This window comes from Paenibacillus sp. FSL L8-0708 (assembly GCF_038009325.1).
GTDB lineage: Bacteria > Bacillota > Bacilli > Paenibacillales > Paenibacillaceae > Paenibacillus_AQ > Paenibacillus_AQ odorifer.
On record NZ_JBBPBC010000001.1, the window covers coordinates 2162024 to 2185965 of the forward strand.

34 protein-coding genes are annotated in these 23942 nt (G+C 44.3%); 31 read left to right on the plus strand and 3 right to left on the minus strand.

Annotated features, from left to right (window positions below; genetic code table 11):
• Window positions 1-97 precede the first annotated feature (97 nt).
• The 22 genes from NYE58_RS09775 (at window position 98) to NYE58_RS09880 (ending at window position 16025) form a co-directional block, all read left to right on the plus strand.
• Entirely contained in the window at window positions 98-508 is a 411-nt protein-coding gene (locus NYE58_RS09775) for a hypothetical protein (RefSeq protein WP_341001631.1), read from the plus strand.
• On the plus strand, window positions 505-2217 hold the full coding sequence (locus tag NYE58_RS09780; protein ID WP_341001632.1) for a terminase large subunit: 1713 nt from the start codon (window positions 505-507) through the stop codon (window positions 2215-2217). The genes NYE58_RS09775 and NYE58_RS09780 overlap by 4 nt, the downstream gene beginning before the upstream one ends.
• 18 nt (window positions 2218-2235) lie before the next feature.
• Window positions 2236-3477: a phage portal protein gene (locus tag NYE58_RS09785; protein ID WP_341001634.1), complete on the plus strand. Its 1242-nt coding sequence runs from the start codon at window positions 2236-2238 to the stop codon at window positions 3475-3477.
• Entirely contained in the window at window positions 3446-4078 is a 633-nt protein-coding gene (locus NYE58_RS09790; protein ID WP_341001635.1) for an HK97 family phage prohead protease, read from the plus strand. The genes NYE58_RS09785 and NYE58_RS09790 overlap by 32 nt, the downstream gene beginning before the upstream one ends.
• Before the next feature lie 95 nt (window positions 4079-4173).
• Entirely contained in the window at window positions 4174-5331 is a 1158-nt protein-coding gene (locus tag NYE58_RS09795; RefSeq protein ID WP_341004239.1) for a phage major capsid protein, read from the plus strand.
• Between the two features lies 1 nt (window position 5332).
• On the plus strand, window positions 5333-5602 hold the full coding sequence (locus NYE58_RS09800) for a hypothetical protein (protein WP_341001637.1): 270 nt from the start codon (window positions 5333-5335) through the stop codon (window positions 5600-5602).
• A complete protein-coding gene (locus tag NYE58_RS09805) occupies window positions 5556-5852 on the plus strand; it encodes a phage head-tail connector protein (protein ID WP_341001638.1) in 297 nt (98 codons plus the stop codon). Before NYE58_RS09800 ends, NYE58_RS09805 begins: the two co-directional genes overlap by 47 nt.
• Window positions 5852-6160: a hypothetical protein gene (locus NYE58_RS09810; RefSeq protein WP_341001639.1), complete on the plus strand. Its 309-nt coding sequence runs from the start codon at window positions 5852-5854 to the stop codon at window positions 6158-6160. Before NYE58_RS09805 ends, NYE58_RS09810 begins: the two co-directional genes overlap by 1 nt.
• A 1-nt stretch (window position 6161) precedes the next feature.
• Window positions 6162-6611: an HK97 gp10 family phage protein gene (locus NYE58_RS09815; RefSeq protein ID WP_341001641.1), complete on the plus strand. Its 450-nt coding sequence runs from the start codon at window positions 6162-6164 to the stop codon at window positions 6609-6611.
• A complete protein-coding gene (locus NYE58_RS09820) occupies window positions 6608-6994 on the plus strand; it encodes a DUF3168 domain-containing protein (RefSeq protein ID WP_341001642.1) in 387 nt (128 codons plus the stop codon). Before NYE58_RS09815 ends, NYE58_RS09820 begins: the two co-directional genes overlap by 4 nt.
• A gap of 11 nt (window positions 6995-7005) precedes the next feature.
• Window positions 7006-7419: a phage tail tube protein gene (locus tag NYE58_RS09825; RefSeq protein ID WP_341001643.1), complete on the plus strand. Its 414-nt coding sequence runs from the start codon at window positions 7006-7008 to the stop codon at window positions 7417-7419.
• A 71-nt stretch (window positions 7420-7490) separates the two neighbouring features.
• Window positions 7491-7871, plus strand: coding sequence for a hypothetical protein (locus NYE58_RS09830; protein WP_341001645.1), 381 nt, complete (start codon window positions 7491-7493; stop codon window positions 7869-7871).
• Between the two features lie 44 nt (window positions 7872-7915).
• Window positions 7916-8155 (plus strand): hypothetical protein, encoded by a 240-nt coding sequence (locus NYE58_RS09835; RefSeq protein WP_341001647.1) that lies wholly within the window; start codon window positions 7916-7918, stop codon window positions 8153-8155.
• Window positions 8156-8159: 4 nt separating this feature from the next.
• Window positions 8160-10904, plus strand: a complete 2745-nt coding sequence (locus NYE58_RS09840; protein WP_341001649.1) for a phage tail protein — start codon at window positions 8160-8162, stop codon at window positions 10902-10904.
• Between the two features lie 15 nt (window positions 10905-10919).
• Complete coding sequence (locus NYE58_RS09845) at window positions 10920-11279, plus strand: DUF6711 family protein (protein ID WP_341001650.1); 360 nt, start codon at window positions 10920-10922, stop codon at window positions 11277-11279.
• Window positions 11280-11283: 4 nt separating this feature from the next.
• Complete coding sequence (locus NYE58_RS09850; protein WP_341001651.1) at window positions 11284-13431, plus strand: hypothetical protein; 2148 nt, start codon at window positions 11284-11286, stop codon at window positions 13429-13431.
• 66 nt (window positions 13432-13497) lie between these two features.
• Window positions 13498-14031: a hypothetical protein gene (locus NYE58_RS09855; RefSeq protein ID WP_341001652.1), complete on the plus strand. Its 534-nt coding sequence runs from the start codon at window positions 13498-13500 to the stop codon at window positions 14029-14031.
• A 66-nt stretch (window positions 14032-14097) separates the two neighbouring features.
• The gene (locus NYE58_RS09860; protein WP_341001653.1) at window positions 14098-14817 is read left to right on the plus strand and encodes a hypothetical protein; all 720 of its coding nucleotides are present in this window, start codon (window positions 14098-14100) and stop codon (window positions 14815-14817) included.
• A 70-nt stretch (window positions 14818-14887) separates the two neighbouring features.
• On the plus strand, window positions 14888-15028 hold the full coding sequence (locus NYE58_RS09865; protein ID WP_341001654.1) for a hypothetical protein: 141 nt from the start codon (window positions 14888-14890) through the stop codon (window positions 15026-15028).
• Complete coding sequence (locus NYE58_RS09870) at window positions 15029-15259, plus strand: hypothetical protein (protein ID WP_341001655.1); 231 nt, start codon at window positions 15029-15031, stop codon at window positions 15257-15259.
• 164 nt (window positions 15260-15423) lie between these two features.
• On the plus strand, window positions 15424-15723 hold the full coding sequence (locus tag NYE58_RS09875; RefSeq protein ID WP_341001656.1) for a hypothetical protein: 300 nt from the start codon (window positions 15424-15426) through the stop codon (window positions 15721-15723).
• A 146-nt stretch (window positions 15724-15869) separates the two neighbouring features.
• Complete coding sequence (locus NYE58_RS09880) at window positions 15870-16025, plus strand: hypothetical protein (RefSeq protein ID WP_341001657.1); 156 nt, start codon at window positions 15870-15872, stop codon at window positions 16023-16025.
• A gap of 3 nt (window positions 16026-16028) precedes the next feature.
• On the opposite strand, the gene NYE58_RS09885 is transcribed toward NYE58_RS09880, so the two are convergent.
• Window positions 16029-16247 (minus strand): hypothetical protein, encoded by a 219-nt coding sequence (locus NYE58_RS09885; RefSeq protein WP_341001658.1) that lies wholly within the window; start codon window positions 16245-16247, stop codon window positions 16029-16031.
• 101 nt (window positions 16248-16348) lie between these two features.
• On the opposite strand from NYE58_RS09885, the gene NYE58_RS09890 reads away from it, so the two are divergent.
• The 7 genes from NYE58_RS09890 (at window position 16349) to NYE58_RS09920 (ending at window position 21622) form a co-directional block, all read left to right on the plus strand.
• Entirely contained in the window at window positions 16349-16567 is a 219-nt protein-coding gene (locus tag NYE58_RS09890) for a hypothetical protein (protein ID WP_341001659.1), read from the plus strand.
• Window positions 16521-19637 carry a hypothetical protein gene (locus NYE58_RS09895; RefSeq protein ID WP_341001661.1) on the plus strand — a complete coding sequence of 1039 codons (3117 nt, stop codon included), beginning with the start codon at window positions 16521-16523 and terminating at the stop codon, window positions 19635-19637. Before NYE58_RS09890 ends, NYE58_RS09895 begins: the two co-directional genes overlap by 47 nt.
• Window positions 19638-19650: 13 nt before the next feature.
• The gene (locus NYE58_RS09900) at window positions 19651-20244 is read left to right on the plus strand and encodes a hypothetical protein (protein ID WP_341001663.1); all 594 of its coding nucleotides are present in this window, start codon (window positions 19651-19653) and stop codon (window positions 20242-20244) included.
• Window position 20245: 1 nt separating this feature from the next.
• Window positions 20246-20353 carry a CD1375 family protein gene (locus tag NYE58_RS09905; RefSeq protein WP_256721924.1) on the plus strand — a complete coding sequence of 36 codons (108 nt, stop codon included), beginning with the start codon at window positions 20246-20248 and terminating at the stop codon, window positions 20351-20353.
• 62 nt (window positions 20354-20415) lie between these two features.
• Window positions 20416-20712, plus strand: a complete 297-nt coding sequence (locus NYE58_RS09910) for a hypothetical protein (protein WP_076179187.1) — start codon at window positions 20416-20418, stop codon at window positions 20710-20712.
• Window positions 20712-20978, plus strand: a complete 267-nt coding sequence (locus tag NYE58_RS09915; protein WP_339815073.1) for a phage holin family protein — start codon at window positions 20712-20714, stop codon at window positions 20976-20978. The genes NYE58_RS09910 and NYE58_RS09915 overlap by 1 nt, the downstream gene beginning before the upstream one ends.
• Complete coding sequence (locus tag NYE58_RS09920; protein WP_341001666.1) at window positions 20978-21622, plus strand: lysozyme; 645 nt, start codon at window positions 20978-20980, stop codon at window positions 21620-21622. The genes NYE58_RS09915 and NYE58_RS09920 overlap by 1 nt, the downstream gene beginning before the upstream one ends.
• Window positions 21623-21687: 65 nt before the next feature.
• Here the strand turns inward: NYE58_RS09920 and NYE58_RS09925 are convergent, their stop codons facing one another.
• Together NYE58_RS09925 and NYE58_RS09930 are read right to left on the minus strand one after the other, a co-directional pair.
• The gene (locus tag NYE58_RS09925) at window positions 21688-22350 is read right to left on the minus strand and encodes a hypothetical protein (RefSeq protein ID WP_341001667.1); all 663 of its coding nucleotides are present in this window, start codon (window positions 22348-22350) and stop codon (window positions 21688-21690) included.
• 84 nt (window positions 22351-22434) lie between these two features.
• On the minus strand, window positions 22435-22665 hold the full coding sequence (locus tag NYE58_RS09930) for an XRE family transcriptional regulator (protein WP_341001669.1): 231 nt from the start codon (window positions 22663-22665) through the stop codon (window positions 22435-22437).
• A gap of 163 nt (window positions 22666-22828) precedes the next feature.
• Here NYE58_RS09930 and NYE58_RS09935 point away from each other — a divergent pair, with 163 nt between their 5' ends.
• Together NYE58_RS09935 and NYE58_RS09940 are read left to right on the plus strand one after the other, a co-directional pair.
• Window positions 22829-23626 (plus strand): ParM/StbA family protein, encoded by a 798-nt coding sequence (locus NYE58_RS09935; protein ID WP_341001671.1) that lies wholly within the window; start codon window positions 22829-22831, stop codon window positions 23624-23626.
• Window positions 23619-23852: a hypothetical protein gene (locus NYE58_RS09940; protein ID WP_341001673.1), complete on the plus strand. Its 234-nt coding sequence runs from the start codon at window positions 23619-23621 to the stop codon at window positions 23850-23852. Before NYE58_RS09935 ends, NYE58_RS09940 begins: the two co-directional genes overlap by 8 nt.
• Window positions 23853-23942 lie beyond the last annotated feature (90 nt).

Sequence of the window (23942 nt, forward strand, 5' to 3'; positions counted from 1 at the left end):
AAAAAAATAAAAAAATTATTTCGAAGACCGATGTGCCCCATTCAAATAACACACGGGATTCGCGCATGACCCCCCTACCCTGAAATGAGGTGAAATCATGGAGGAAGATGAAGAAAAGAAACTTGCTGATGTGGCTGATAAAAAGAAAAAATCCGCAAAGAAACGCCGGATTACCGCCGAAGAGAAGAGACTTCGCGAGAGTTACAAGAAGATCCCTGATGATCTCATGAGGGTAGCGGATGGGTTGATTCGCAGGGCTGCTTATATGCGTGTGACGCTTGAAGACTATGAAATTGACCTTGATAATGGCGGTTATGTAGAACAATTTACTCAATCTGAGAAAACAAAAGCATATGAGAGAGAGCGTCCAGTTGCTAGATTATACAATCAGATGAATCGTAACTTTCAACAGATCATCAAACAATTAACCGATATGCTGCCTAAGCCTGATCCAGAAAAGGACTCACCTAAGGATGATGGGTTTGAGGCATTTGTGATTAACCGATGAGCTCGCTTAGAAAGCAGTATTCATTAGCGTATAACCCAATACTGGAATATTGGGAGCAGATTGAAAACGGCAAAGTCATCGTCGGTGATAAGGTCCGTCGGATATATAAGAAACTCGCTGCTGATGTGCGTAAGACGGATTGGGAATATGAATACAGTCCAAGTCGTGCCAATCATGCAATTGAATTTATAGAGAATTATTGTAAGCATTCAAAAGGCAAGTGGGGCGGCAAGCCCATTGACCTTGAGCTTTGGCAGAAGGCTTTCTTAGCAGCTACCTTTGGTTTTATAAGTACTATTGACGGCACCCGTAAATATCGCGAGGTGCTATTAGTCGTTGCTCGTAAAAACGGAAAGTCTACCATTGCATCTGGAATGGGCTTATATCTCCAGATAGCGGACGGAGAACCTGGGGCTGAAGTATATGCCTGTGCTACTAAAAAGGATCAGGCAAAGCTTGTATGGGCTGAGGCTAAGAGGATGGTCAATAAATCACCATCTCTCAGGAGCCGCATAAAGCCCCTTGTAGCCGAGTTAGTAAGTACATGGAATGATAGTTCGTTTAAGCCTCTGGGAGCCGACAGCGAGACGCTGGATGGTCTCAACGTGTCCGGTGCACTGCTAGATGAAATACATGCTTGGAAGGATCGCAACCTGTATGACGTAATTGTCGATGGTACAAGTTCGCGGGAGCAACCATTGATCGTTATGATCACCACTGCGGGTACGGTTAGAGAAGCCGTATATGACCTGAAATACGAAGAAACTGAATCTATGCTTAATCATATTGGGCAGGAGTACGAGGAGGGTGAACTTGATCCTTATGAGCACTTCCTGCCCATAGTCTATGAGTTGGACAGTCGTCATGAATGGTCAGACCCTGCATGCTGGGCTAAGGCTAACCCCGGTCTTGGTACCATCAAGAAGATTGACCAGTTGGAGACGAAGGTAGCTAAGGCTAAGAAGAACGCCATGCTGCTCAAGAACCTTCTCTGCAAGGACTTCAATGTTCGGGAGACTTCGACAGAATCATGGTTATCGTTCGAGGACCTGAACAACGAAGCCACATTTGATGTAACGGAACTTGGGTTTAAGTATGGCATCGGCGGAGCGGACTTATCTGAAACTACTGACCTTACAGCAGCTAAGGTTATTGCAATGAGGCGAGATGATCCGATTGTGTATGTGTTCCAAATGTACTGGTTGCCGGAGGATCTGATAGATAAGAGATCAGAAGAGGATAACATTCCTTACAATCTCTGGCGGGACCGTGGATTGTTGAGGACTACCCCGGGAAACAAGGTTCACCATCGCTTCGTAACTGAATGGTTTGTAGAAATACAGACGGAGTTGGGGATTTATATACCGTGGCTGGGTTATGACCGTTGGTCTGCTGATTATTGGGTTGAAGAAATGGCTGGCTACTTCGGAAATAATGCAATGGAGCCTGTAGCACAGGGGAAACAGACGTTATCTGGTCCAATGAAGTTGTTAGGGGCAGACCTAACTGCCAAATTGGTCAATTACAATAACAACCCAATCGACAAGTGGTGTCTATCGAATACGGCTGTTGACCTTGATATGAAGAATCAAACCATTCAGCCTCATAAGGGTAAAAACCAGCGGCGCCGCATAGACGGAACAGCCGCTCTTTTGAATGCCTATGTAGCCCTTGAACGGCATCGTGAGGAATATATGGCTCTAATCTGATAGGAAGGGGGTGAGAGATTGTTTCAAAAGATATTTGGAAGGTTCGCTTCGGCTGTGGGTAGCTCTTTGAAGTTGCGTTTCCTAGGTGGATATACCCCTGTTTTTACACCTTTTGGTGATAACACATATGAGAGTGATGTTGTCCGGTCAACTGTCGATGCTATCGCTAGAAACGCTGCAAAGATCAAAGCTAAACATATTCGAACGGTTGATGGCAAGATACAGCACGCTAAGAGTCCTGTAGAGCGTCTTTTAAGTGTTAGGCCTAATCCTAAGGAGAACGCCTATATATTCACCTACAAGGTCGTCACACAGCTTCTGTTGAGGTCTAATGCTTTTATTATCATTGATAGAGCAGGAGCTATGGAGCGTTATAGAATTCGCGGCTTTTACCCTGTCGATTGTGTATCGGCTGAAATGTTAGAGACTGAATCAGATCGGTTCATTCGATTCCGAACAAGACAGGGCCAAGTATATACCGTACCTTATGCCGACGTGATCCACTTACGTCGGTTTTATTATTCTGACTCTGATTTTGGTTCAAGTAATGAAATTCCTTTGCTTCCTACACTGGAGTTGATTCAGGCATCGAATCAAGGGATTATCAATGCGATTAAATCATCAGCGTTCATACGCGGGATACTCAAGTTCACACAGAACTTGAATCCTGCGGATAGAAAGAAACAGACAGACGACTTTATCAATGATTACTTAAACCCTGAGAATGGTGGAGGAATTGCAGCCACAGATGTTAAGGCGGATTTTACACCACTCAAGACTGAACCCGTCATGGTTGACGCTAAACAAATGGCGCTTATTGAACAGAAAATTTACAAGTACTTCGGCGTTAATGAAAAGATCATCACCTCTAGTTATGACGAGGATGAGTGGAATGCTTTCTATGAATCAGTCATTGAACCTATCGCGATACAACTGAGTTTAGAAGTCACAACAAAGGTGTTTAGCGAGAATGAGCAGGCTCATGGAAATGAGATTATCTATGAGGCAAACAGACTGCAATATGCCAGTGTGAAGACAAAGCTTGAACTGATGCAAATGGTAGACCGTGGAGCTATGACTCCAAACCAATGGCGCGAGGTTATGAATATGGCGCCAGAAGAAGGTGGAGATGAACTCGTGCGGCGTTTGGACACGGCGGTAGTCGATTCTAAGCCGGTCAAGAAAGAACCCAAGAAAGTAGATTCCACGAAAGGGGGTGAAGAAGAAGATGACGATGAAGACGAAGACGGGGATTCCTGAGTCCCGGTGGAAAGATCGAGATTATCGGGAGTTTAAATTTGAAGTTCGTGCGGCTTCTATCGGTGAGGGTGAGGATAGTCAACAAGCCCTATACGCTGAAGGGTACGCTGTGACTTTCAATCAACCGACTGTGCTCTTTGAATACGACGGTATTGAGTACAAGGAGCAAATTGACGACAGAGCGTTCTCAGAAGCGGATATGAGTGATGTGATTTTTAATTACAACCACTCTGGAAAAGTTATGGCGCGGACGCGGAACAACACTCTTGAGCTTACGGTTGATAGTAAAGGTCTATTTGTTCGAGCGCGTCTAGACGGCACCGATGAGGGACAAAAGATTTATAAAGAGATCAAAGGCGGATACATTGATCGAATGTCCTTTTCGTTTTCGACCAAAGAGGCTCCTTATGATTCAGAAAATCACATGAGGACTGTCCGCAAGGTAAAGAAACTGTATGACGTCTCGGCGGTGGACATCCCTGCTTACGATACAACTTCAATTTCTGCACGTTCAGCCTTTGAGATGGAGATTGAGAAGGTGAAAGAAGAGGCTGCGGCTGCTGAACGGCGGAAGAGATTGGTGCTCCAGACGTACTTATAAAATTATAAAATGGAGGTTTTTATATTATGAAAAAAAGAAATGGTTCTTTGGCTTTGAATTTGCAATTGTTTGCTGAGACAGAAGCAGAAAAGCGGATGCGCGAAATCGGTGAACGTCGTGGCGCTATTAGAGTTCTTCTTCAAGGTGATTCAGAAATTAAGATGGATGAACTTGAGACTGAACTGCGCGCACTACAAGACGAAGAAAAAGAAATTCGCACCCGTGAGAAACGCGCTGCGCTTGCTGCTGGCATTCAAGGAGAGACGGTTGAAACTCGCAAATTGGACGAGTTTATTCCTGGCGGTACTCCGGATCCAGCGAAAGAAGAACGGAAGCTTCGCGAACAACGTGGCAAGGCACTGAAAGAAAATCGTTCGGTAACTGTGGGTTCCGCTGGAATTATTCTGCCACGGCATCAAGCAGACGATATCCGTCCAACGTTTAATGAAGTCTCCAGCCTAATTGATCGCGTGACTATCAAACCACTCATGGGTGGAGAAAGCTATAAGCAACCTTACATCAAGGGATACGGTACTGGTGGGAATACTCTCGAAGAAGCTGACTACGCAACTGCTGAACCGGTATTTGGATACGCAGAAATGAATAAATCCAAAGTCACAGCTTACGCTGAGGACTCTGAAGAACTCCAAAAGCTACCAGCAGCGGATTACGACGCTGAAGTAATGAAAGGCGTAACTATTGCGTCACGTAAACAAATCACACGTCAAATCCTTATTGGGGACGGACTGACAAATCATATTTCCGGTATTTTTTCGGCTACAGCAACAGCGATTGATACAGCGTCAGACAAAGGAATTTCCACAATTGACAAAGATACTCTTGATGAAATCGTGTACTCCTTCGGCGGTGATGAGGATGTCGAAGATGCAGCAGTCTTGATCCTTAATAAAATGGACCTGAAAGCCTTTGTTAAACTTCGCAGCACTGACGGGAAAAGATTGCATACGGTGGTTTCTAACGGAAATACAGGAACAATTGACGGTATTCCATTCATCATTAATAGTGCCTGCAAAGCTGTTTCCGATGCTGATACTGCAGTTGGTTCTTATTCCATGGCGTATGGACCGTTGTCCAATTATATGCTGACAATCTTTTCAGATATGGATGTGCAACGTTCAACTGACTACAAATTTAAACAAGGCATGATCGCTCACCGTAGTTCGGTGTTCCTAGGTGGTAATGTCGTTTCGCACAACGGATTCCTTCGCGTTAAGAAAGTTGCGGCGGTGTAATATGATCAAACAATTCGAGGCTACAGTAGTTCAAGAGTTCCAGTGCAAGGTGTCGGGACAATTCTTTCCTGTTGGAAGTAAATATGTGTCTGACGAAGAACGTGTGAAGTACCTAAACGCGGCTGGATATGTGGAAGGAGTGACTGAGGTTGCTCCTTTTTCCATTAAAGGCGATCCGAACGGCACTGATCCTGACGGTTTAGATAATAAAGGGGTGGGTGATAATGCCAAGCCTGAACAGCGTAAAGGTAGCACTAAGGATAAGTCTTAGTAACTTAGCATTCGACGAAGAGATAACGGATCTAATTGCAGCTGCTAGGGATGATTTGCGTCTATCGGGTGTACTTGCAACAAAAACGGTTAGCGACGATGATTCTCTTATTAATCGTGCAGTTAACACTTACGTCAAGGCTAATTTTGGCTTTGACAATCCGGATGCTGAACGCCTGCAATCATCTTATGAGTCTATAAAGGCGCATCTCACCCTATCCCAAGAGTACACGACAGAAGGTGATGCTTAATGTTGTGGCGGGATCAAGTTGGATTAATATCTGTGACCACAGAAAAGAACAAATATCGAGAAGAAGAACAGATTGATTCTGAACCACGCATGGTCTTTGCTAATAAGAAATCTGTTCGTCAATCGGAGTTCTATCAAGCTGCTGCTGTTGGGAAGAAACCTGAAGTTGTTTTTGAAGTTCAGACAATCGAGTACAATGATGAACCGAAGCTAGTCTTTGGTGAAATAACGTACTATATCACAAGAACCTTTTCGAAAAATGCAGAGCGTACCGAACTGGTATGCTCTCGTTTTCCTATGGAGGGATGATATGGCTCGTAGAAGCGATATTGTCGGGATGAAGGAGCTTGAGAAGGCATTTAAGAGGCTTGGTAAGGTTCCGCAGACAGTAGCAACAAAAGCCGCTAAAGCTGGAGCGCAAATCGCTTTCAAGGCGGTTAAGCAAAACGCGCCGGTAGATGGTGGGGATTTGAAGAGCGGGGTTATTTTAAAAGCTGAGCGCCGAGTGAAGGTTGGTAAAAAAGTATACGACATCATGATGGATCCAACTAAGAATGATATTTTCGTGAAAACCTCAAGAGTAGGTAAGCGATCATATTATCCAGCGTCTCAAGAGTACGGATTTATGACTGTAGATGGTGGGTACGTCCCGGGGTTTCGGTATTTGCGTAAGGGTATTACCGAAAATAAACGAGCAATCGAAAACAAAATGGTTGATGTAGCTGGTAAAGCGGTGGACAAGGCTCTGAGTGCGAGGTGATCGGTTTGGAGTTTGAAGACGCATTGTCTTTTGAATTAGAAAGCATGAATGGATTTAGAGATAAAGTATACCCCGCATTTGCGCCAGGGACACCAGTGCCATACTTAGTGTATATCTCAAGTGAAGGCGTAAGAGTAAAAACCCTTGAAGGGTTTACAAGACGACGGCGAATAGAAGTAGAGTTAAATATCGTCACTAAGTTGTACCGGGAGATGAAAGAATTTAGCAAAGTGGCGATCGATAAATTGATAAGTATGGAGGGGAGGGTCATCGGAGAGGATGGTCCTTTTATCCAAGAACTGACCTACGAAAAACCAGTAGAGATTTATGAAGAGGGGCCGAAGCTATATCGGTGCCTGATTGATTTTACAGTACACATTTAGGAGGTGCTTTAATGACTGAAGTAACACGCGCATTGGGGACGGTATTGAATATTGGGACGAAAAAGGTTGCGGGGTTGACCTCTATCGGTGGTCTAGAACTCTCAGCCGATACGATCGATACAACCACACTGGATAGTGACGGAGGATATCGTGAGTTTATCGGTGGCTTTAAAGATGCTGGAGAAGTGAGCGTTTCTGGATTTTTCTTGCCAGGTGATGACGGGCAAACAGCGATATATGCAGCGTTTGAAAGCGGTGCGGTACAGGCATGTAAGATTATATTTCCACTCTCTATGGGTGCCTCATGGGAGTTCAACGCAGTAGTTACAGGGATTTCAACAGGTGCTGAATTGGAAGACGCTGTATCCTTCGAGAGTACTCTTAAGGTGTCTGGGAAGCCAACTCTAATCTTGCCAGCTGGATAGTAATGTTCAAATAAGCGAAATTGCAAGGCCGGAGATAACTCCGGTCTATTTTGTTTGAGGAGGAATTTGAATTGAGTAATAACGACAATAACGATGTGGTGATTTTGGATTTGGATCGTCCGCGTGAACTGCGCTATGGACATAAAGCACTAAAGAAATTGGTTGCTATCACCGGAAAAAACATCGAAGAAATAGACACTGAGAATTTTGATTTAGCAGAGATTGAAAAATATATTTATTGCGGTCTTTTGAGTGACGCAACTGCGAACGGTGAAGTCATCACTTTGGAGCAAATGGAGGATCTCCTTGACCAAGCTCCTAGTTTTTCACATATTGTCGAGCAGATGACAAAGGCGTTTAATGTATCGTTTGGAGCGTTAGCGGAGACGGCTGAGGGAAACCAACAAGCGTCGGGGGAGACGGTGGTATATGGGACTGGCAAGACAGTTTAAAGGCTGGTATCTCAATAGGGTTGAGCTTGAAAGAGTACAACGAGATGACTCCTCACGAACTTAATTTATTTATCCAAGCTTACAATGTCCGGATGAATGCAGAAAGTGACGAACGGATGACCTTGGCGTATTTGAATGCCTTCTGGCATCGCGCTAAGAAAATGCCAGACCTAAAGAAGCTACTGCAGAAGGAAAAGAAGAAAATCAAGCCTCAAACACCTGAGCAAATGCTTGAAGAAGTGAAAAAACTGAACGCTGCTTTTGGTGGCGGAACAAGCGGGTGAGATAATGGCAGTTGTTAAAAATCTATTGATTCGGGCAGGAGCGGATTTTTCGTCCTTGCGGACTGCTACAAGACAAGCGCAACGTGATCTAAATGGATTTAAAAGTAGTGTGGCTAAGACGGTTAAGGGTATAGGAGCCTTGCTGGCAGGCATCGGCGCTGGGATGGCGGTTGGTGGGGCTGTTAAGGATGCTATGCTTTATGAGGCAGCCTTAATGCAAATCAAGAGGACGCTAGGAAGTAGCGCAGGAGCTTTTCGTGATTGGGCCAAGGAGAATGCACAAGCTTTTGGGATGTCTCAGCTCGAAATGATGAAGTACGCTGGGGTATATTCAAACTTGATTAGTGGATTTTCAGCAACAACAGCAGAAACAACTCAACGTACACAAGCTCTGCTTAAGGCTTCAGCCGTTGTGGCAGCTGGCACAGGACGGACCATGGAAGATACAATGGAACGCATACGGTCCGGCTTACTTGGAAATACCGAGGCTATCGAAGATCTTGGTATCAACGTCAATGTGGCACTACTCAAATCAAGTCAAGCTTTTCAGGATTTTGCAGGTGGTCAGAAATGGGAAAACCTAAGTTTTCAAACTCAGCAGCAGATCCGACTTTTCGGTATTTTGGAGCAGGCGACGGCGAAGTTCGGGAACGAAATTACACAAAACACCATTTATAGACAGTCACAATTCATTGCTCAGTTGAAAAACACACGGCTTGCTCTCGGGCAAGCCTTTTTGCCGATTTACAATTCTATCCTTCCTGGTTTGACCCGATTCGCGGCGGCGCTGGCTCGGGCTATGAACTTTGTTGCTCAATTTACTACTGCTCTATTCGGGGGAGGCAGCGCTCAGAAAGCGCAGGTAAAGGCGACAACCGCGCAAACGGGAGCAGTGAGTGGAATGGGTGATGCCTATAAAGACGCTGCTAATCAAGCCTCAGCAGCAGGAGACGCAGCAAAGAAAGCAGGTAAAAAGGCGAAATCTGCTGTAGCTGGGTTTGATCAGATCAATCTAGTGGGAGGAACTACAGGATCTGATACAACTGGAACTAATGATGATGCTGCAACTACAGTGCCTGAAATGAACGTAGACACTGGTGCGGGAGATGGTCTTTTTGGTGGTATTGGTGATGGTATGGTTGAAGTTTCTGAAAAGGCAAAGGCAATGGCTGCAAAAGTAAAAGCAGCATTTGTAACTATGAAAAATGCTATATCAGAAAATAAAGAAATCATCATCGCAGTTTTGGCAGGTCTAGCTACTGCTTTTGCGGGATTTTGGTTAGCGGCCAATTGGGGCAAGATGGTCGCTGCTGTCCAAGCTGCTGGGAAAGCTATAGGAGCTGTTCTAGCAGGGATATCATGGCCTGTAGTTTTATTGATAGGTGTGATCGCTGCGTTAGTAGGCGCGTTCGTCTATTTCTACCAAACCAACGAACAGTTCAGAGATACTGTACAAGCCATTTTTCAGAAGATCAAGGATGTAGCTGTGATGTTGTGGCAGGATGTTATGGTGCCATTCGGAGAGTGGTTAGCAGCTGAGTTACCTAAAGCTTGGGACGCCGTTGCTGATGCGGCAAAATCATTATGGGACAATGTACTTGTTCCTTTTGGTAGCTGGCTTGCAGATGTTCTCCCTAAAGCTTGGAAAGTTGTATCTGATGCAGCTATGTGGCTCTGGGATAACGTCCTGAAACCATTTGGTGCTTGGCTCATGGATGTCATGCCTAAAGCGTGGGAAGCTGTTCAGAAGGCTGCAATGTTCCTGTGGAATGAAGTGTTGAAACCACTAGGTAATTTCTTGTTGTGGTTTTGGAAAGAGGTTATTGTTCCTTTGGCAAAGGTGCTCGGCGACGCACTGGGGTTAGCATTTAAGGTGGTTGCGGACATTGCAAAATCATTCTGGAAGAATGTATTGGTACCACTGGGATCTGCGCTGTCTGAAATGTTAAAGCCAGCAGTCGAAGCGGTTTCGGCTGTATTGGAGTTTCTATGGAAGAACGTATTTAAACCGTTAGCTTCATTTCTGGTTGCTACTGTAAAGGTGGCGTTTGAGGCGATTGTTACAGTGGTTACGTTCCTCTGGAAAAACGTATTGAAACCTGTGGCTGAGTTTGTTGGCGGGGTATTCTCCTCTGTATTCGATTCGGTATTTAGGTCAATAGGAACTATCATTGAAGGTTTAAAAACAACATTTAATGGACTAATGACTTTTATCACTGGGGTCTTTACAGGTAATTGGACAAAAGCATGGGAGGGAGTTAAGGATATTTTCAAGGGAGTATTTGAATCTCTCTGGGGTATCGTTAAACTGCCACTGAATCTAATAATAACCGGCATTAATGCTCTCATCGGTGGTCTGAATAAGATCAATATCGATGTACCTAAGTGGGTCGGGAAAATACCTGGCATACCTGATAACATCTCGTCGTTTGGTTTTAATATTCCAACAATTCCGAAACTCGCTAAAGGCGGACTTGCTTACGGACCAACACTAGCTATGGTAGGGGATAACAAAGGAGCTTCACTGGATCCGGAAGTTGTAGCGCCGTTGTCGAAGCTAGAAGGAATGATCAATAACGGAGGAGATAATCGGGAAGTTGTATCCGCAATCCATGAACTTATCCGTACAGTCAAAACAACTGGCGGAGATGTTATTTTGCAAGTAAGCAATACTGAGCTTGGTCGAGCTGCGGCAAAAGGAATAAATGAAATCCAGCGGCGGACTGGTGTATCTCCGTTGACTATATAGAAGGGAGGCGAACAGATGGAACTACGAATAAACGGTTCACCAATTGTAGCCAGACCATCAGAATTCCAAGTCGAGATATTGGACTTAGACGATGCCGATTCCACCACACGAACTGCAGATGGGACACTTAATCGCGATCGGGTAGCTGTAAAGCGACAGATTCAGATCAGTTGGCCAGCGCTATCAATGAGTAAAATTTCAGCATTGCTCAAGCAGATGTCTGGAGTCTTCTTTGAGTTTTATTTTCCTGATCCAATGGCTGGTGGTTATGTCACAAAAACAATGTACGTAGGTAACCGCCCGACGCCAATGGCTATTGAAAAAAATGGGGTGGTCTGGTGGGATGGGCTTAAAGTAACCCTGACGGAGAAGTGAGGCTATGTATCCAATATCGGCAGTGTATGAAGATTATTTAAAACGCCATGACCGTGAGTTTCTGGTTCGAGCGACAATAGGTGCGGATACCTATGACAACACACGGATAGTAGATTTTCAAATTGAGAACAGTCTATCTTTGACGGAGGCATTTGAAATTGGCACAGCTATTCCTTCTAAGTTGACCATTCGATTGCGGACGCAGGAAGAGATTCCTGCTAATGCACGGATCGTTCCTTATTTGGCATTATCTACAGCTGATCTTACATGGGCGCAAGCTCAATACCCTTGGTTAGGTGCAGGCATTACTTGGGCTGGCGGTGGTACGGAATGGCTTCCACTAGGGGAGTTCTTTGTAGATAGTCGAGAGCGGATAAATGATGTTTGGGTGTTCACCTGTTACGATAAACTCATTTGGGGAGATGCACTTTATATATCTTCTCTTGCATTCCCGACTACTCAGCGTGCTGTGTTCGATGAAATTTGTAGCCGGCTCGGATATGCCTATGATAGCAGTATAGTCATTAACCCTAGTTTTGTGATTGCGTCAGCACCTACAGGATACACAATGCGTCAAATGTTGGGATACATTGCATCAGCAAACAGCGCATCTCTTTTCACTAGTAAAGACGGCACTGTTAAATTCAAGAGATTCAAGGTAGCTGATCCAGCGGTGATTCAACTCACTACAGCAGATTACATCAGAGTGGTGCAGACTAACCCTGTTAAATCCTATACCCGGGTAGTTGTCACATATGATACCGAAGATGGACTGACTTACGAAGCAGGTAGTGGCGATGAAAACCATACTTTGAATATAGAGAACCCTTTCGCAACTCAGGAAATCACAAACTCGATACAAGCTACATTGAGCGGCTTTGCTTACCAACCATTGACCATGGACTCGCGTGGATTCCCTCACTTTGAGCAAGGAGATACATTTAACTATGTTCGTTATGAAGGAAGGACGTGGCTGGAATCCCAAACTGCTTGGAATAACACAAGCGTTCCTTGGGACGGGTTAAACCAGTACCAGTCAATCATTCTGCACCAAGTATTAAGTTTCAAAGGTGGACTTAAACTTACTATTGAGGCACCCTCTGAGTCAGAGCAACAGAGTGAATTTCCTGTTCCTGGCACATTAACCGAGGCTGTTAATAACCTGAATAAGACAGCAATCAAAGAAGGGAAAAACTACTACGGAGCTACCATTACACGTGAAGATGGGTTAATCGTAGAACGCGTAGGTGGTGGAAGTCGGGCAGTATTCAATTCAGATAAGCTTTCCTTCCAAGCTGGAGGAGAGGATAAGATTTATTTTGACCCTGTGTCAGGGAAATATAAATTTAATGGCACTCTGGAAGCTACAGACGGCGTCTTCAGCGGCTCCTTGTCAGCTGCTACAGGAACCTTTGCAGGAGACCTATCGGCGGCAGGCGGAACATTCAAAGGAGCGCTGCAAGCGGCTAGCGGTTCGTTTACAGGAGAGCTGGTTGCAGCAACAGGTTCCTTTAGCGGTGATCTTAATGCGGCTGGTGGAACCTTCCGAGGAGCTTTACAGGCAGCATCCGGTACCTTTACTGGGAATCTATCTGCTGTGGGAGGCACGTTTACCGGAAATCTATCAGCAGCAGGAGGGACATTTACTGGGACGCTGGTCGGGGTAGATGGGAATTTCAGTGGAGCCATTACGGCATCCACTATAAGTGGAGGAACAATCACAGGTGCATTGATACGGACCGCGGCTAGTGGCCAGCGGATTGAAGTAACGCCTACCGGGCTGAGGTCCTATGATTCTAGTGGGGTTAAGCGGGTTGCGATTTCAGATGAAGGTCGCGGGAATTATGCCGGAGTCGGGTTTTTTGGTTCAAATGGCAGTGAACTTGCTGGTATGTATACAGAGGATAATTTTTCATTCCTTTATGCCGTTGGCCCTCTTCAAATCTTTTCTTTCAGTGACAGAGTTTTCTTCAGTAGCAATGTTGATTTCACATCTGCAACTGCCTATGGATTAAAGATTTCGAGCGTTATTGATTTACAGGGTACACTTGATACAAAAGCGACTAACATGACCTTTGATCCTACAAGCAGGAACTTAAAGCTTTGGAATAGTAATGGGGGATTGCTTGCACAAGTGAACATTCCAAAGTGATATTGAAACTTTTAACGTTTTATGACGATAATAGGAGTAGAAATCATTTCCAGAGGAGTGTTCACTTTGAAAAAGTTCATATCGGGTGTAATTGTTGGGGCGTTGCTGTTTGCTGGCACTTCCGTTTTTGCAGATTCAGTTGGATTAATAGGGCAAAAGGTACAGGGGCTATTCACAATTGAGAAATCAGGCGTAAAGGTAGCGGATGCGGTTATTATAAATGGATCGGCTTACGCTCCTGTGAGAGCTGTGGCTGATGCGACTGGCTCAGAACTGAAAGTGGAGGGGAAAAAAATCATTATGTCTGATTCTTCAAATAAAACGGTGGATATTAATGGCGAAGAAGTGAATGTAGGCATCCGCATCAAATATCTTCAGGATCAGATTAGGTCATATCAGGAATCCATTTCTAGCGATAAAACGCTCATTGAAGAGAATCAAAAGAATAAAGATTCCGTTACATCGGAAGGTAGCAAAGAGATATTCCAGTTCACAATTGATAATTTGCAGAAACGGATTAACGAAACGCAAGTAAAGATTGACGCAGCAAACAAAGAAATCACCGCTCTACAAGCTCAAGTCACAGCGCTCGAAAAATGATTTTTCATTTACGAGAGTGTAGTCCAATGGTAGGATAGTATAAAAATACCATTTGGGGGATGTAAGATGAAAAAATTTGTAGTAGGTTTTGTATCTGGGGCTATGATTTTTAGTGGCGCGACTGCCTTTGCAGCTTCAGGACTACTAGGGCAGAAAGTCCAGAGTGTAGTAACCATTGAAAAAGCCGGGGTTAAAATCGCCGATGGTGCTGTAATCAATGGATCAATATACGCTCCAGTTCAGGCAATGGCAAAAGCCACTGGAACAACAGTGACTATAAAGGACAAAAGGGTTACCATCGGTAGCCCTTCCGCTACTAATAATGTCTCAACCTCTAGCCGCGCTAATCCTACTGAAGTAGGAAAAACCGTTAACTTCAATTACAAAGATGGTGGTTACACCGGAACTGTAGCTGTTACACAAGTCCTCAGAGGTGCAGAAGCTTGGGAAGCTGCAAAAGAACAATATAGTGATTTTGCAAGCGAACCAAGTACAGGCTATGAGTATCTATTCGTTAAAATCAAAGTGAGCATATTAAAAGTGGACAAGGTTGGGGCAACGGCTGACTTAAACCAGTTTGATTATAGGCTAATATCGACATCTGGAACGGAATATGGTACTGATATTGTTCTATCGCCAGAACCATCAATAAGCACAAAAGTGTATGCTGGATCTTCTCATGAAGGTTGGGTTGGCTATAAAGTGAAGACGAGCGATACTTCTCCACTGATTGCTTTCTCCCGTAACTATGACGGAACTGGCGGAGTATGGTTTAAAACAAAATAACATATCTCATATACAGAGTCTCGCCAAAACAGGCGGGGCTTTTTGTGTTGGAGCCAAAGGAGAGAATATCATGCACAACCTGAGAATTGAGGGAAGGAAAATTTTCCTGGACGGGTTCGAAGTGAAGGGCGTTAACGGTTATGAACTGAAAGTAAATGGTGAGGAGCAAGGCGCGGAGCTGATTCTGAAACTAACTGTCCAAGATGCATAAGTGAAGCCGAAGCCCTTTATTGGTAGTTCTGGCTGTGTTACTTACGCCGATACCTTAGCTACTGTAGGGAATGGTAATCCGGAAAGAGTCGTGCCTGTGGCTGAATTGGAAAAGTTGCTTCAGCGTCATTTCGGCAATGATGTGACGATTAAGGTAGACGGAGTAGAATTTGGACGGGCGGCTATCAAGGCTATCAACGAAGTGAAGCGTGATACCAACAGCGACCGCTGAAAATCTAAGGGAGGAATTGCGATGCATAAGAAAAGATGGCGCGATTCACTTCCGTACTTTGTGAATCGCGAATTCTTCATCCTCTTGTTGGCTGCCGTTGCGGTTGTACTTAATCTTGTTGTTTTGATTATGGAGTAGAAAATATAAATTTGGAGGGAATGAAAATGGAAACAAACGGAACACGAACAGGTGTGCTTGATGCTAGTGGATTCAGTGAATCTACGAAAGAATTGATCAGGGAGATTGTAAGAGAGGAAATTGCTGCCCACAAGGAACAGCTAATTCAGGTTGATGCAGATGAATTTGCGAAACAGCTTGCGGTAAATGTTGATAAAACGCTCAGAGACATCTTCGGAAAAGACCATGATTCAGAAGGCACAGAAAAGTTAGCAACTTCTGAATCATGGTCCGACTTGTCTACGACATGGGAAAAAGAATCTGACAAGGGTACTACTTGGAGTTAATTAATTCCTGAATACTCTCCAAAATCTTTTTATTGTTCTCAGTAATTGCTTCAGTGATAGCCGTTCTTACGAATACATTGGGTTGAACGAAGAAAAGAAAAAAATGGTTAACTGAACAATGGAAATCTAAGGGAGGTTGAGAGGATATGCTATTCACAGGTTTCGTACAAGCAGCTTCGGGTAAATTTGAGAAAACCATCAAGGCTAATATTGTGACAGGAAATATTGAATGCGCTCGTCAGGCGTTTGTGAAGAAGAGCGAGGAGATCCAGATAAAACCCTCCTGCTCTTCTGAGGAATAATACTTACTTTTCCTTTTGGACAATTTTAATATTCCCTGACAACGGATCAATGAAGGTCTGTTTATTCACCCAATAGGAATCCTTTTTTCCCTTCCGTTCTATTTTCACGATCACAGTTTCATCTTCAAAATGATGAATAGTCACTTTTCCGTCCGGGATATCATAGGGGTAAACGTCTACCCTCTCATCGGGATACTCAAAAACTGCATCATCATAATTCACTTTCAAAACCTCCTTTTAGTTGAAATAGGCCCAGCAGCCTATCCTTTCGACAGAATAGGAGGTTTTTCCTGTGGAACACCAGTTCGAAATAAGGAGGACTTATGAGAATAAGAGAAATATTAGAGTTATCTGTTGATCTTGCAGATCCAGTTCGCGAAACATCACTTGTGATTCGGGCTGTGTTAGATAGATTGCGGAACCCAGAAGATCAAGCGGGAATGCTCCGAGTTCTTGGGGCTGACATAGATTCAATGTTGAAAGGAGTTGAACGAATTGACAAATCGCTATACGAACCTGGACGGAAATCAGAAGATCAGTGAGTCCTATACACAAATCAACGATGGTTTTGATCATGTAGAACGTGATATAGATGGACATGCGGCAGCTGCTGTTTTAGCGCATCCAGATGGATCGGTGACCACATCAAAATTAGCCGATAAAGGAACTACGCGGGCAAAGATAGGTGATAAAGCCGTTGGGACTGGTCAGATCGGAGATAAAGCTGTAACGACTGGACAATTAGGAGATAAAGCAGTTGGTACAGCACAGATAGCAGACGGAGCAGTTACTCAAACGCAACTATCTTTTGATCCAGCAACACAATCAGAACTTGATGCAGTCGCGGCAGCGAAAGTAGATAAAGCTGCAGGTAAGCAATTATCCACTGAGGACTATACCTCTGCCGAAAAGACAAAGCTTTCCGGAGTTGCAACAGGCGCAGAAGTCAATCAGAATACTTTTGCGATTGTAGCTGTCACAGGGCAGTCAGATGTTGTGGCAGATACCAAAAGTGATACTTTGACTCTTGCTGGTGGAACTGGAATCACCATTACTACTGATGCCAATACGGATAAAGTAACCATAACAGCAACAGGAACCGCTACTCCTGGCGCTCATGCATCCAGTCATTTAACTGGTGGATCTGATCCTATTCCTGTAGCCACTATTACTACACCGGGGCTTATGAGTGCAGAAGACAGAAAGAGAATGGATACCGAAGCTACTACAGCAGTCGTCCTATCAGCTGGTCAGCAAATACTAAACGCAACAAAGAACGCTAGACTACAAGGATTAAAGGTACAGGGTAGGACGTTAACAGATTTACTTGGTGGGGCTGGGAGTGGAGAGAGTTTAACGGGGTGGACACAAAATGGAGCTACCGCAACCACCCTATCATCTACTCAAAAACGTAGTGGTAGCACAGCCTTTAAATTTTCGCCGTCTGCCGGTGCCGTATATATAACAAAAGACTTCACTTCACCATTAGATGCGTCAAAATACTATGTGATGGCGGGTTGGGTGTTTATTGAGTCCTATGTAGATGGATCTCTTAACCTCGCATTAAGAGATGTAGGCACTATGACTGGTAGGTATACTATGTCAATCAATGCCTCATTGATAGGTCAGTGGCAGTTTGTATATTTAAAAATACCCACTAACAACACGTTATTAGGTACGGGATATAGATTAACAGCAGGGTCTACGGGAAGCGGGACAAACGTAACATACATGGATGAGATCCGCCTATACGCCGTATCCGCAACAGACTATGCAGCCATCGGAACCACGATCACAGGTGCTGCTATTGATGCTCTATTGCCTTATGTACCTCCTGGTATTAATGGAGTAGATGGGTTATGGGTTAGACGGTATGGACGTAATCTGTTGCCACCATTTACAGATAAGGCATGGTCGTTTAACCCGAACGCTAAGGCAAACGGACCATATCAGAGCGTGTTAACAGCTACTGCTGAGTGGCAAGCAATCAGTTGCGCTGTTCCTGTAATACCAGGAAAAACGTACTATTTAAGTATTGAGGGTATAACGGCTAATAGTGGGGCAGTAGGAAGTTATTTGGATAGTAACAAAAAGAATGACTTAGCTGTTCTTAGTGGTGGATGGATTCAAAATCAGCCACTTACTGTACCAGAGGGTTATTACTATATATTAATAAATTTGGCAAGTAACCAGATAGGGACATACAACTTCAACAATCCACAACTCGAACTAGGCAGTGTCGCTACACCATTCCAGCCCCGCGAAGACTCTCTTATCGCCTTTGGTGGAGTAGAGTTACACGCTAACCCAACGGATGGCAACGAACCGGATATACTGCGTGAGGTTAACGGACGGTATGAGGTGACGAGGTTATGGCGTAAATCCAATCTTGTGGGTGACTGGTCGTGGTTATTCGATACGAATTACACAGGTTTCAAACGTGTACGCGTTATTTTACCAACTTCTAGTGGCATAAACGCATCAGAACGAGTGACTAAGTATAACGGATACCCTTTATATCCTTCAGCGGGTGTTTATTCAGCTGCTGATCAATCAACACTTTACAATGGCGTATTATACATTACTATTGCCAACACAGACTCCGGTTGGGGGGACTCCTACACTCCTACACCTGACGAAATTAAGGCTTATTTTAATGGCTGGCGGATGTACAACGGCGCTAGTGGAGTGGCTACAAATCCATATAACGGTACGGCCGGACAAACAAAAGGATGGGTCGAGATTTTGAGTGCTGGCAATCCGGTAGGAGTATTACCAACAACAATACCTTCGGGCTGGACACCGTATCAACTTCTATACCGTCTAGCAACACCGACCACGGAGACGGTACAAGAGGATGGCGCTCTTTCTCTGCTCGAAGGCGATAACTTTATCGAGCTAGGCAGTGGTTATATATCGAGGGAGCCTGCGAGACCAAAGAAAAATGCTTTATCAGACGTGTACTACATTGGACTCAATGACGCAGGCAATGGTGGAGATTCTAGCCTGAAAAAACGCGCCTCCGAAATTAAACAAGTTTTTAAAAACAGTCTGCCTGATTTTTGGAATATTGATAAGTTAGCAGACGGTACACGTTATGCATGGACGGATAATTACGATACAGCTACTTCCTACAGCGTCTCTTACATCAAACTAGATAAATCACCAGTACCTTCGGTATCAGGAGCGTACGCCGCCACTGAGAAGATGCAAATTCATGATTTAACAGATGCAGTGACAGAGATAAGCTCAACCGTTAGTGTGTTAGCTGCCAAGAAAGCGGAGAAGGATGCAGGGCCTTGGATTACACCGTCCGCAGTGCTAAGCGGATTTACTGCCTTCGATTTAGCTTATCGCGTGAATAAAGGATTTATTGAATTTCGTGGGTACGTATATTACAACATTACTGACGTACCAGCGGGTACAAAGATTTTTAATTTGCCGACGCAGTTTCGACCTGTGCGAATCACTAGAATGCTTACATCCTCATGGACATCAAAAGTAGATCCAACGTCGAGCGCAGTGTCAGTAGGTGTAAATGGAGATATAACAACAGAGGTCAACGTAAAGCAAAATATTATATTTGATGGTCTACGGTTTCCGTTAGATTAAAGGAGGCGATATCATGAGAAAAGCAGTATCGAAAGTAGACCTAAACGGACTGTATATAGAAGATGTAGAACCGGACGACTCTTTAATAGGGGTCGTCCCTATTTATGCCCAGCCAGTGCAGGAAGAAGCTCCTGAGCTGCCGGGAGATGAAGAGATCGAAGATGAACCGGACACGCCAGAAGAACCAGAACAGCCAAGAGAGATCATCGGTTATCTTGTAGGTGTTCCGATGCCCACAGGATTGTATCATCCTCGATTTGATCTATTAGCATGGGAAGCATATCAGGACGCTGTACTAGAGGCACAGAGCGACTATGCCGACGAGCTACACGATTGGCGGGAGAGTTATGCAGAAGGCGAAGAACAAGGCGAGCAGCCTATCTATATGCCACCTATGATGCCAGATAACCTTTGGGTCGAAGGCTTAACACCAGAAGAGATTGCGGAGTTGACGAAGCCCGGGGATCAGACGGAGCTCGAACAACTACGTGCCGAGAATACAGAACTCAAGCTTGCTCTGACGGAACTTGCTGAAGCTCAAGAAGCTGATAAAACAGAGATGCAACTAGCACTCGCTGAAATCGCTGGCTTGATCGGAGGTGAGTAATGTGGTCAAAGTATATTTTGATTTGATCCAAAAGGATTTAAAGACAATCGATGACGTTCCACTGCGATGGAAGAGTGGCGTACAAGAGTTATTAGATAGCGCCACATAGTAGGCGTTTATTTTGCCCTCGGAGCTGCTTCGGGGGCTATTTATATTGAGGGGGAAACGGGTGTGGAGCCTACAACAATCGTAGCAATGATTGCGGCAGTAAGTGGGATTGTCTTGGGCTGGATGGGGAAAACCCAAGCATTTAAAAAGGATGTTGCACAAGAGGCTGGTAATGGTGCGTCACTTCGTACTGACGTTGAGTACATCAAGCGGGGTGTGGATGATATGCGTTTAGAGCAGCGAGCACAGGGGCAGAGATTTGATTTACTTTCAGAGCGTGTGACTCGTATTGAAGAAGCTTCTAAATCGTATCACAAGCGGCTTGACCGATTTGAAGAAAATAGAAGAGGTGATTCGTAATGGAATGGAATGCAGTTATGGAGTTTATTAATCCCGAATTAATGGCTGTCGTTGTAGCTTGTTGGATCATAGGCTATGTTTTGAAAAAAACGCCGAAAGTGCCAGATTGGAGTATTGTATACATCGTTACGCTGATGGCCATCGTATTTGCTGTACTGATGTTAGGGTTTGTCATTACAAGCTTTATACAAGGCATCCTATGTGGTGCTGTAGCTGTATATGGTAACCAACTGGTCAAGCAGTCTCGTAAAGCGGGTGATGAGTAATGAGTCGCAAAATTTCGCAAGTGGGGATTTCCCTTATCAAGTCTTTCGAGGGCTGCCGTCTCACATCGTACAAGCCTGTGCCAACTGAAATTTATTATACTATCGGGTGGGGACATTACGGTCCAGATGTTAAAGCGGGAATGACCATTACTCAGGCACAGGCTGATAGTATGCTTGTATCCGATCTGGAAAAGTATGAGGCATATGTTAATGATCCAGTCTATGTGCCGGTTACAGCGTGGCTCAATCAAAATCAATTTGATGCACTCACAAGTTTTTGCTACAACTGCGGCAACGGCAGCTTAAAAAAACTTTGCGTAGGGCGGACGATAACAGAGATCGCTCAGAACATTACTAAGTACAACAAAGGCGGCGGCAATGTTCTGGCTGGTCTAGTAAGACGGCGTAAGGCGGAACTCGATCTGTTCAATAAAGCAGACGTATCAATCAAAGAATCCGAAAATACCAAGGAGGAAGACACTTTGGAACTGTCAACGTATCAATGGACAACGCTACGCACTCAAGTTAAGGCTCTGCTGGACGCTAAGACGATCTCGGACACATCTTGGTTAACTAAGATCGACAAAAAGACATTGACGACATCAGAACTTGCCTGGCTGTCTTTTATTGTTTCTAAGAAATAACTAGACCCATATAAAGTGTAATCGTAAAAGCCCTACTAACCTATAAATGGTTGGTAGGGCTTTTTTTATTTATCGTTAGCATCTCCGGCACTGAACATAATACCGAATTCTTTGGAAGCCTGAAAATGATATTCTATACCGTTTCGTATAACTGATTTGTTTATTTTAAGGAAATCAGCCCCTTCGTCCAACATCCCCAATTCTTTCACAATTACTGACGGTTCAGTTGTAGGTAGTTCAGGGTTACTCGCAAGAATCAGAACTCCCATTCCGATGAGAATATCAGAAACGGATTTCGAAGTTCCGTCTGTTGTGCCAATTAACAAAACATCGCGTATAGATCCATCTTGTTTATTCACTGTTCCACTCAACATTAAAGTATTTGTGAATTTATACGAGAAGGTGTTTTGCACAGCGCCATCTTCAACAATTAATTTGTTGATTTTCAGATCTGTACCTATCTCTTTTGCTTTAGCGTTAAATGAATCTTTGAATTCTTCAGGACTCATACTTATAGTTCCTGGTATTGGTTGTTCTGTCGGCTTGGCAGTAGGAGCTTCAGTGGGTTTAATAGTGGCTTCAGCTACAACAGGTTTTATGGGTTCTGCGCTTGCTGAAGGTGTTGCCTGATCCGTTGATTCACTATTGTCACCCATATTCCCAATCGCACCAATGACAAGAATTAGTACGACCCAAAACCACCATTTCTTATAAATCGGCTTCTTCATGATGTTCCCCCTAATTTTGATAATAAATGACAAAAACAGTCTACCATTAGCAGGGAATTTTTACTATCTATATTCTGTTTTTACTTAATCCCAAAAATCATCAGCTTTCACATTGTATCCATATTTTCTTAAGGCAGAGATCACTTTTTGTTTTGTAGCTACACGTGGATTAATAGACAAGCCGCCGTCACACAAGCCTGAGATAGTGTCGCGGTTCAGCTTGGTTTTATTCGTAAGCCATTCCTGGTCAATCCCCGCATTGTCTAAGAATTTCCCCAAACGAGTTCTTCTTTTTCCTAATCCAAAACCAAACAAATTGACCACCCCCTACTATTCAAGGGTGGACAATCTATGAAAATATTATTCACAAAACTCCGAATTTTGGTCAAGCGGTGCTGAATAGATATAGAAGCAGATACGAAACCACAGGCTCCGGGGCTAAGTGTTTACGTAACCAGACACGTAAGGAGTGGTGCAGATGATAGCAGCCATAGATGCTGGTAACTACAAAACGATGTACTACGATGGGCAGGATTTTAAACAATTCCCCTCTTACATAGGGGAGTATCGCGAGCGAAATATAAGGCAGCAACATGGGCAATCAGACTTTGAATGGGAGTATGAAGGACAACGAGGATTCGCGGGGACTCTTGCTCAATATGAGAGTGAATGTGCGGAAAGCCAGAAAGGAGAAACTAAGGCACATCCAGATGCTAGGCTGCGAATCTTGTTGGCACTACATCAGTTTTCAAAACAGACAGAGAACAAGATAGTGGTGGGCCAGCCGATCAGCACTCACACACCTGATGAAAAGATGGCCATTAAGGAAATGATCCAAGGCCGGCACGAAATGACGGTCAATGGGAATAGACGATTGATTGTCATTCAACAATGCGAGGTAGCTGCTGAAGGAGTTACTGCAGGCTTATTAATACCAGGAGGCGGCACGGTAAGGATTATCGACATAGGCAGTGGTACGGTTAACTTTGGAACTCTTATAGATCGGAGATTTAGTGATAAGGGAAGCTTTACTTTAGGTGCAGGGATGGAAAGTAATCGGAATGTCCATCCTTCAGCTTTCGGAAGGCAGATCGCACTTCGAGCACTTGCAGCTGGCTGGAAAGCAGGTGACGCAGTCTATCTCTGTGGTGGTGGGGCAGAAGAGCTGCTTCAGTATTTGTTACCTTACTTTCCTACTGCAAAGCTAATACCGGGTGATCCGGCCAGTGCAAATGCGAGGGCGTTTTATCTGATTGCGAGGAAGCTATATGCCTAGAGATGTGGAGATTAAGGTAATACAAGTCACATTTAATGTTCTGGATCCAGAACAGCGGAGAGCTTACGAGCACGCATACAGTAAGTCTAATTCGTCGGGCTATATTAAACGCCTGATCGACAGGGATATATCGGGGGTAGCTCCAGTTATTGTGTCAGCTCAGACCAGCATCCCAAGCAAGCTATTGGGGGACAATTTTGAATTTGAGGCTGAAAGTTTTGTCTAACCCAAAAAGGAGTGATCAACCATGAAAGAAGTTAAGCCACAAGCAGCATGTACGAAGTGCGGTAAGCCATTATCTTCTGTCCGTATTTGT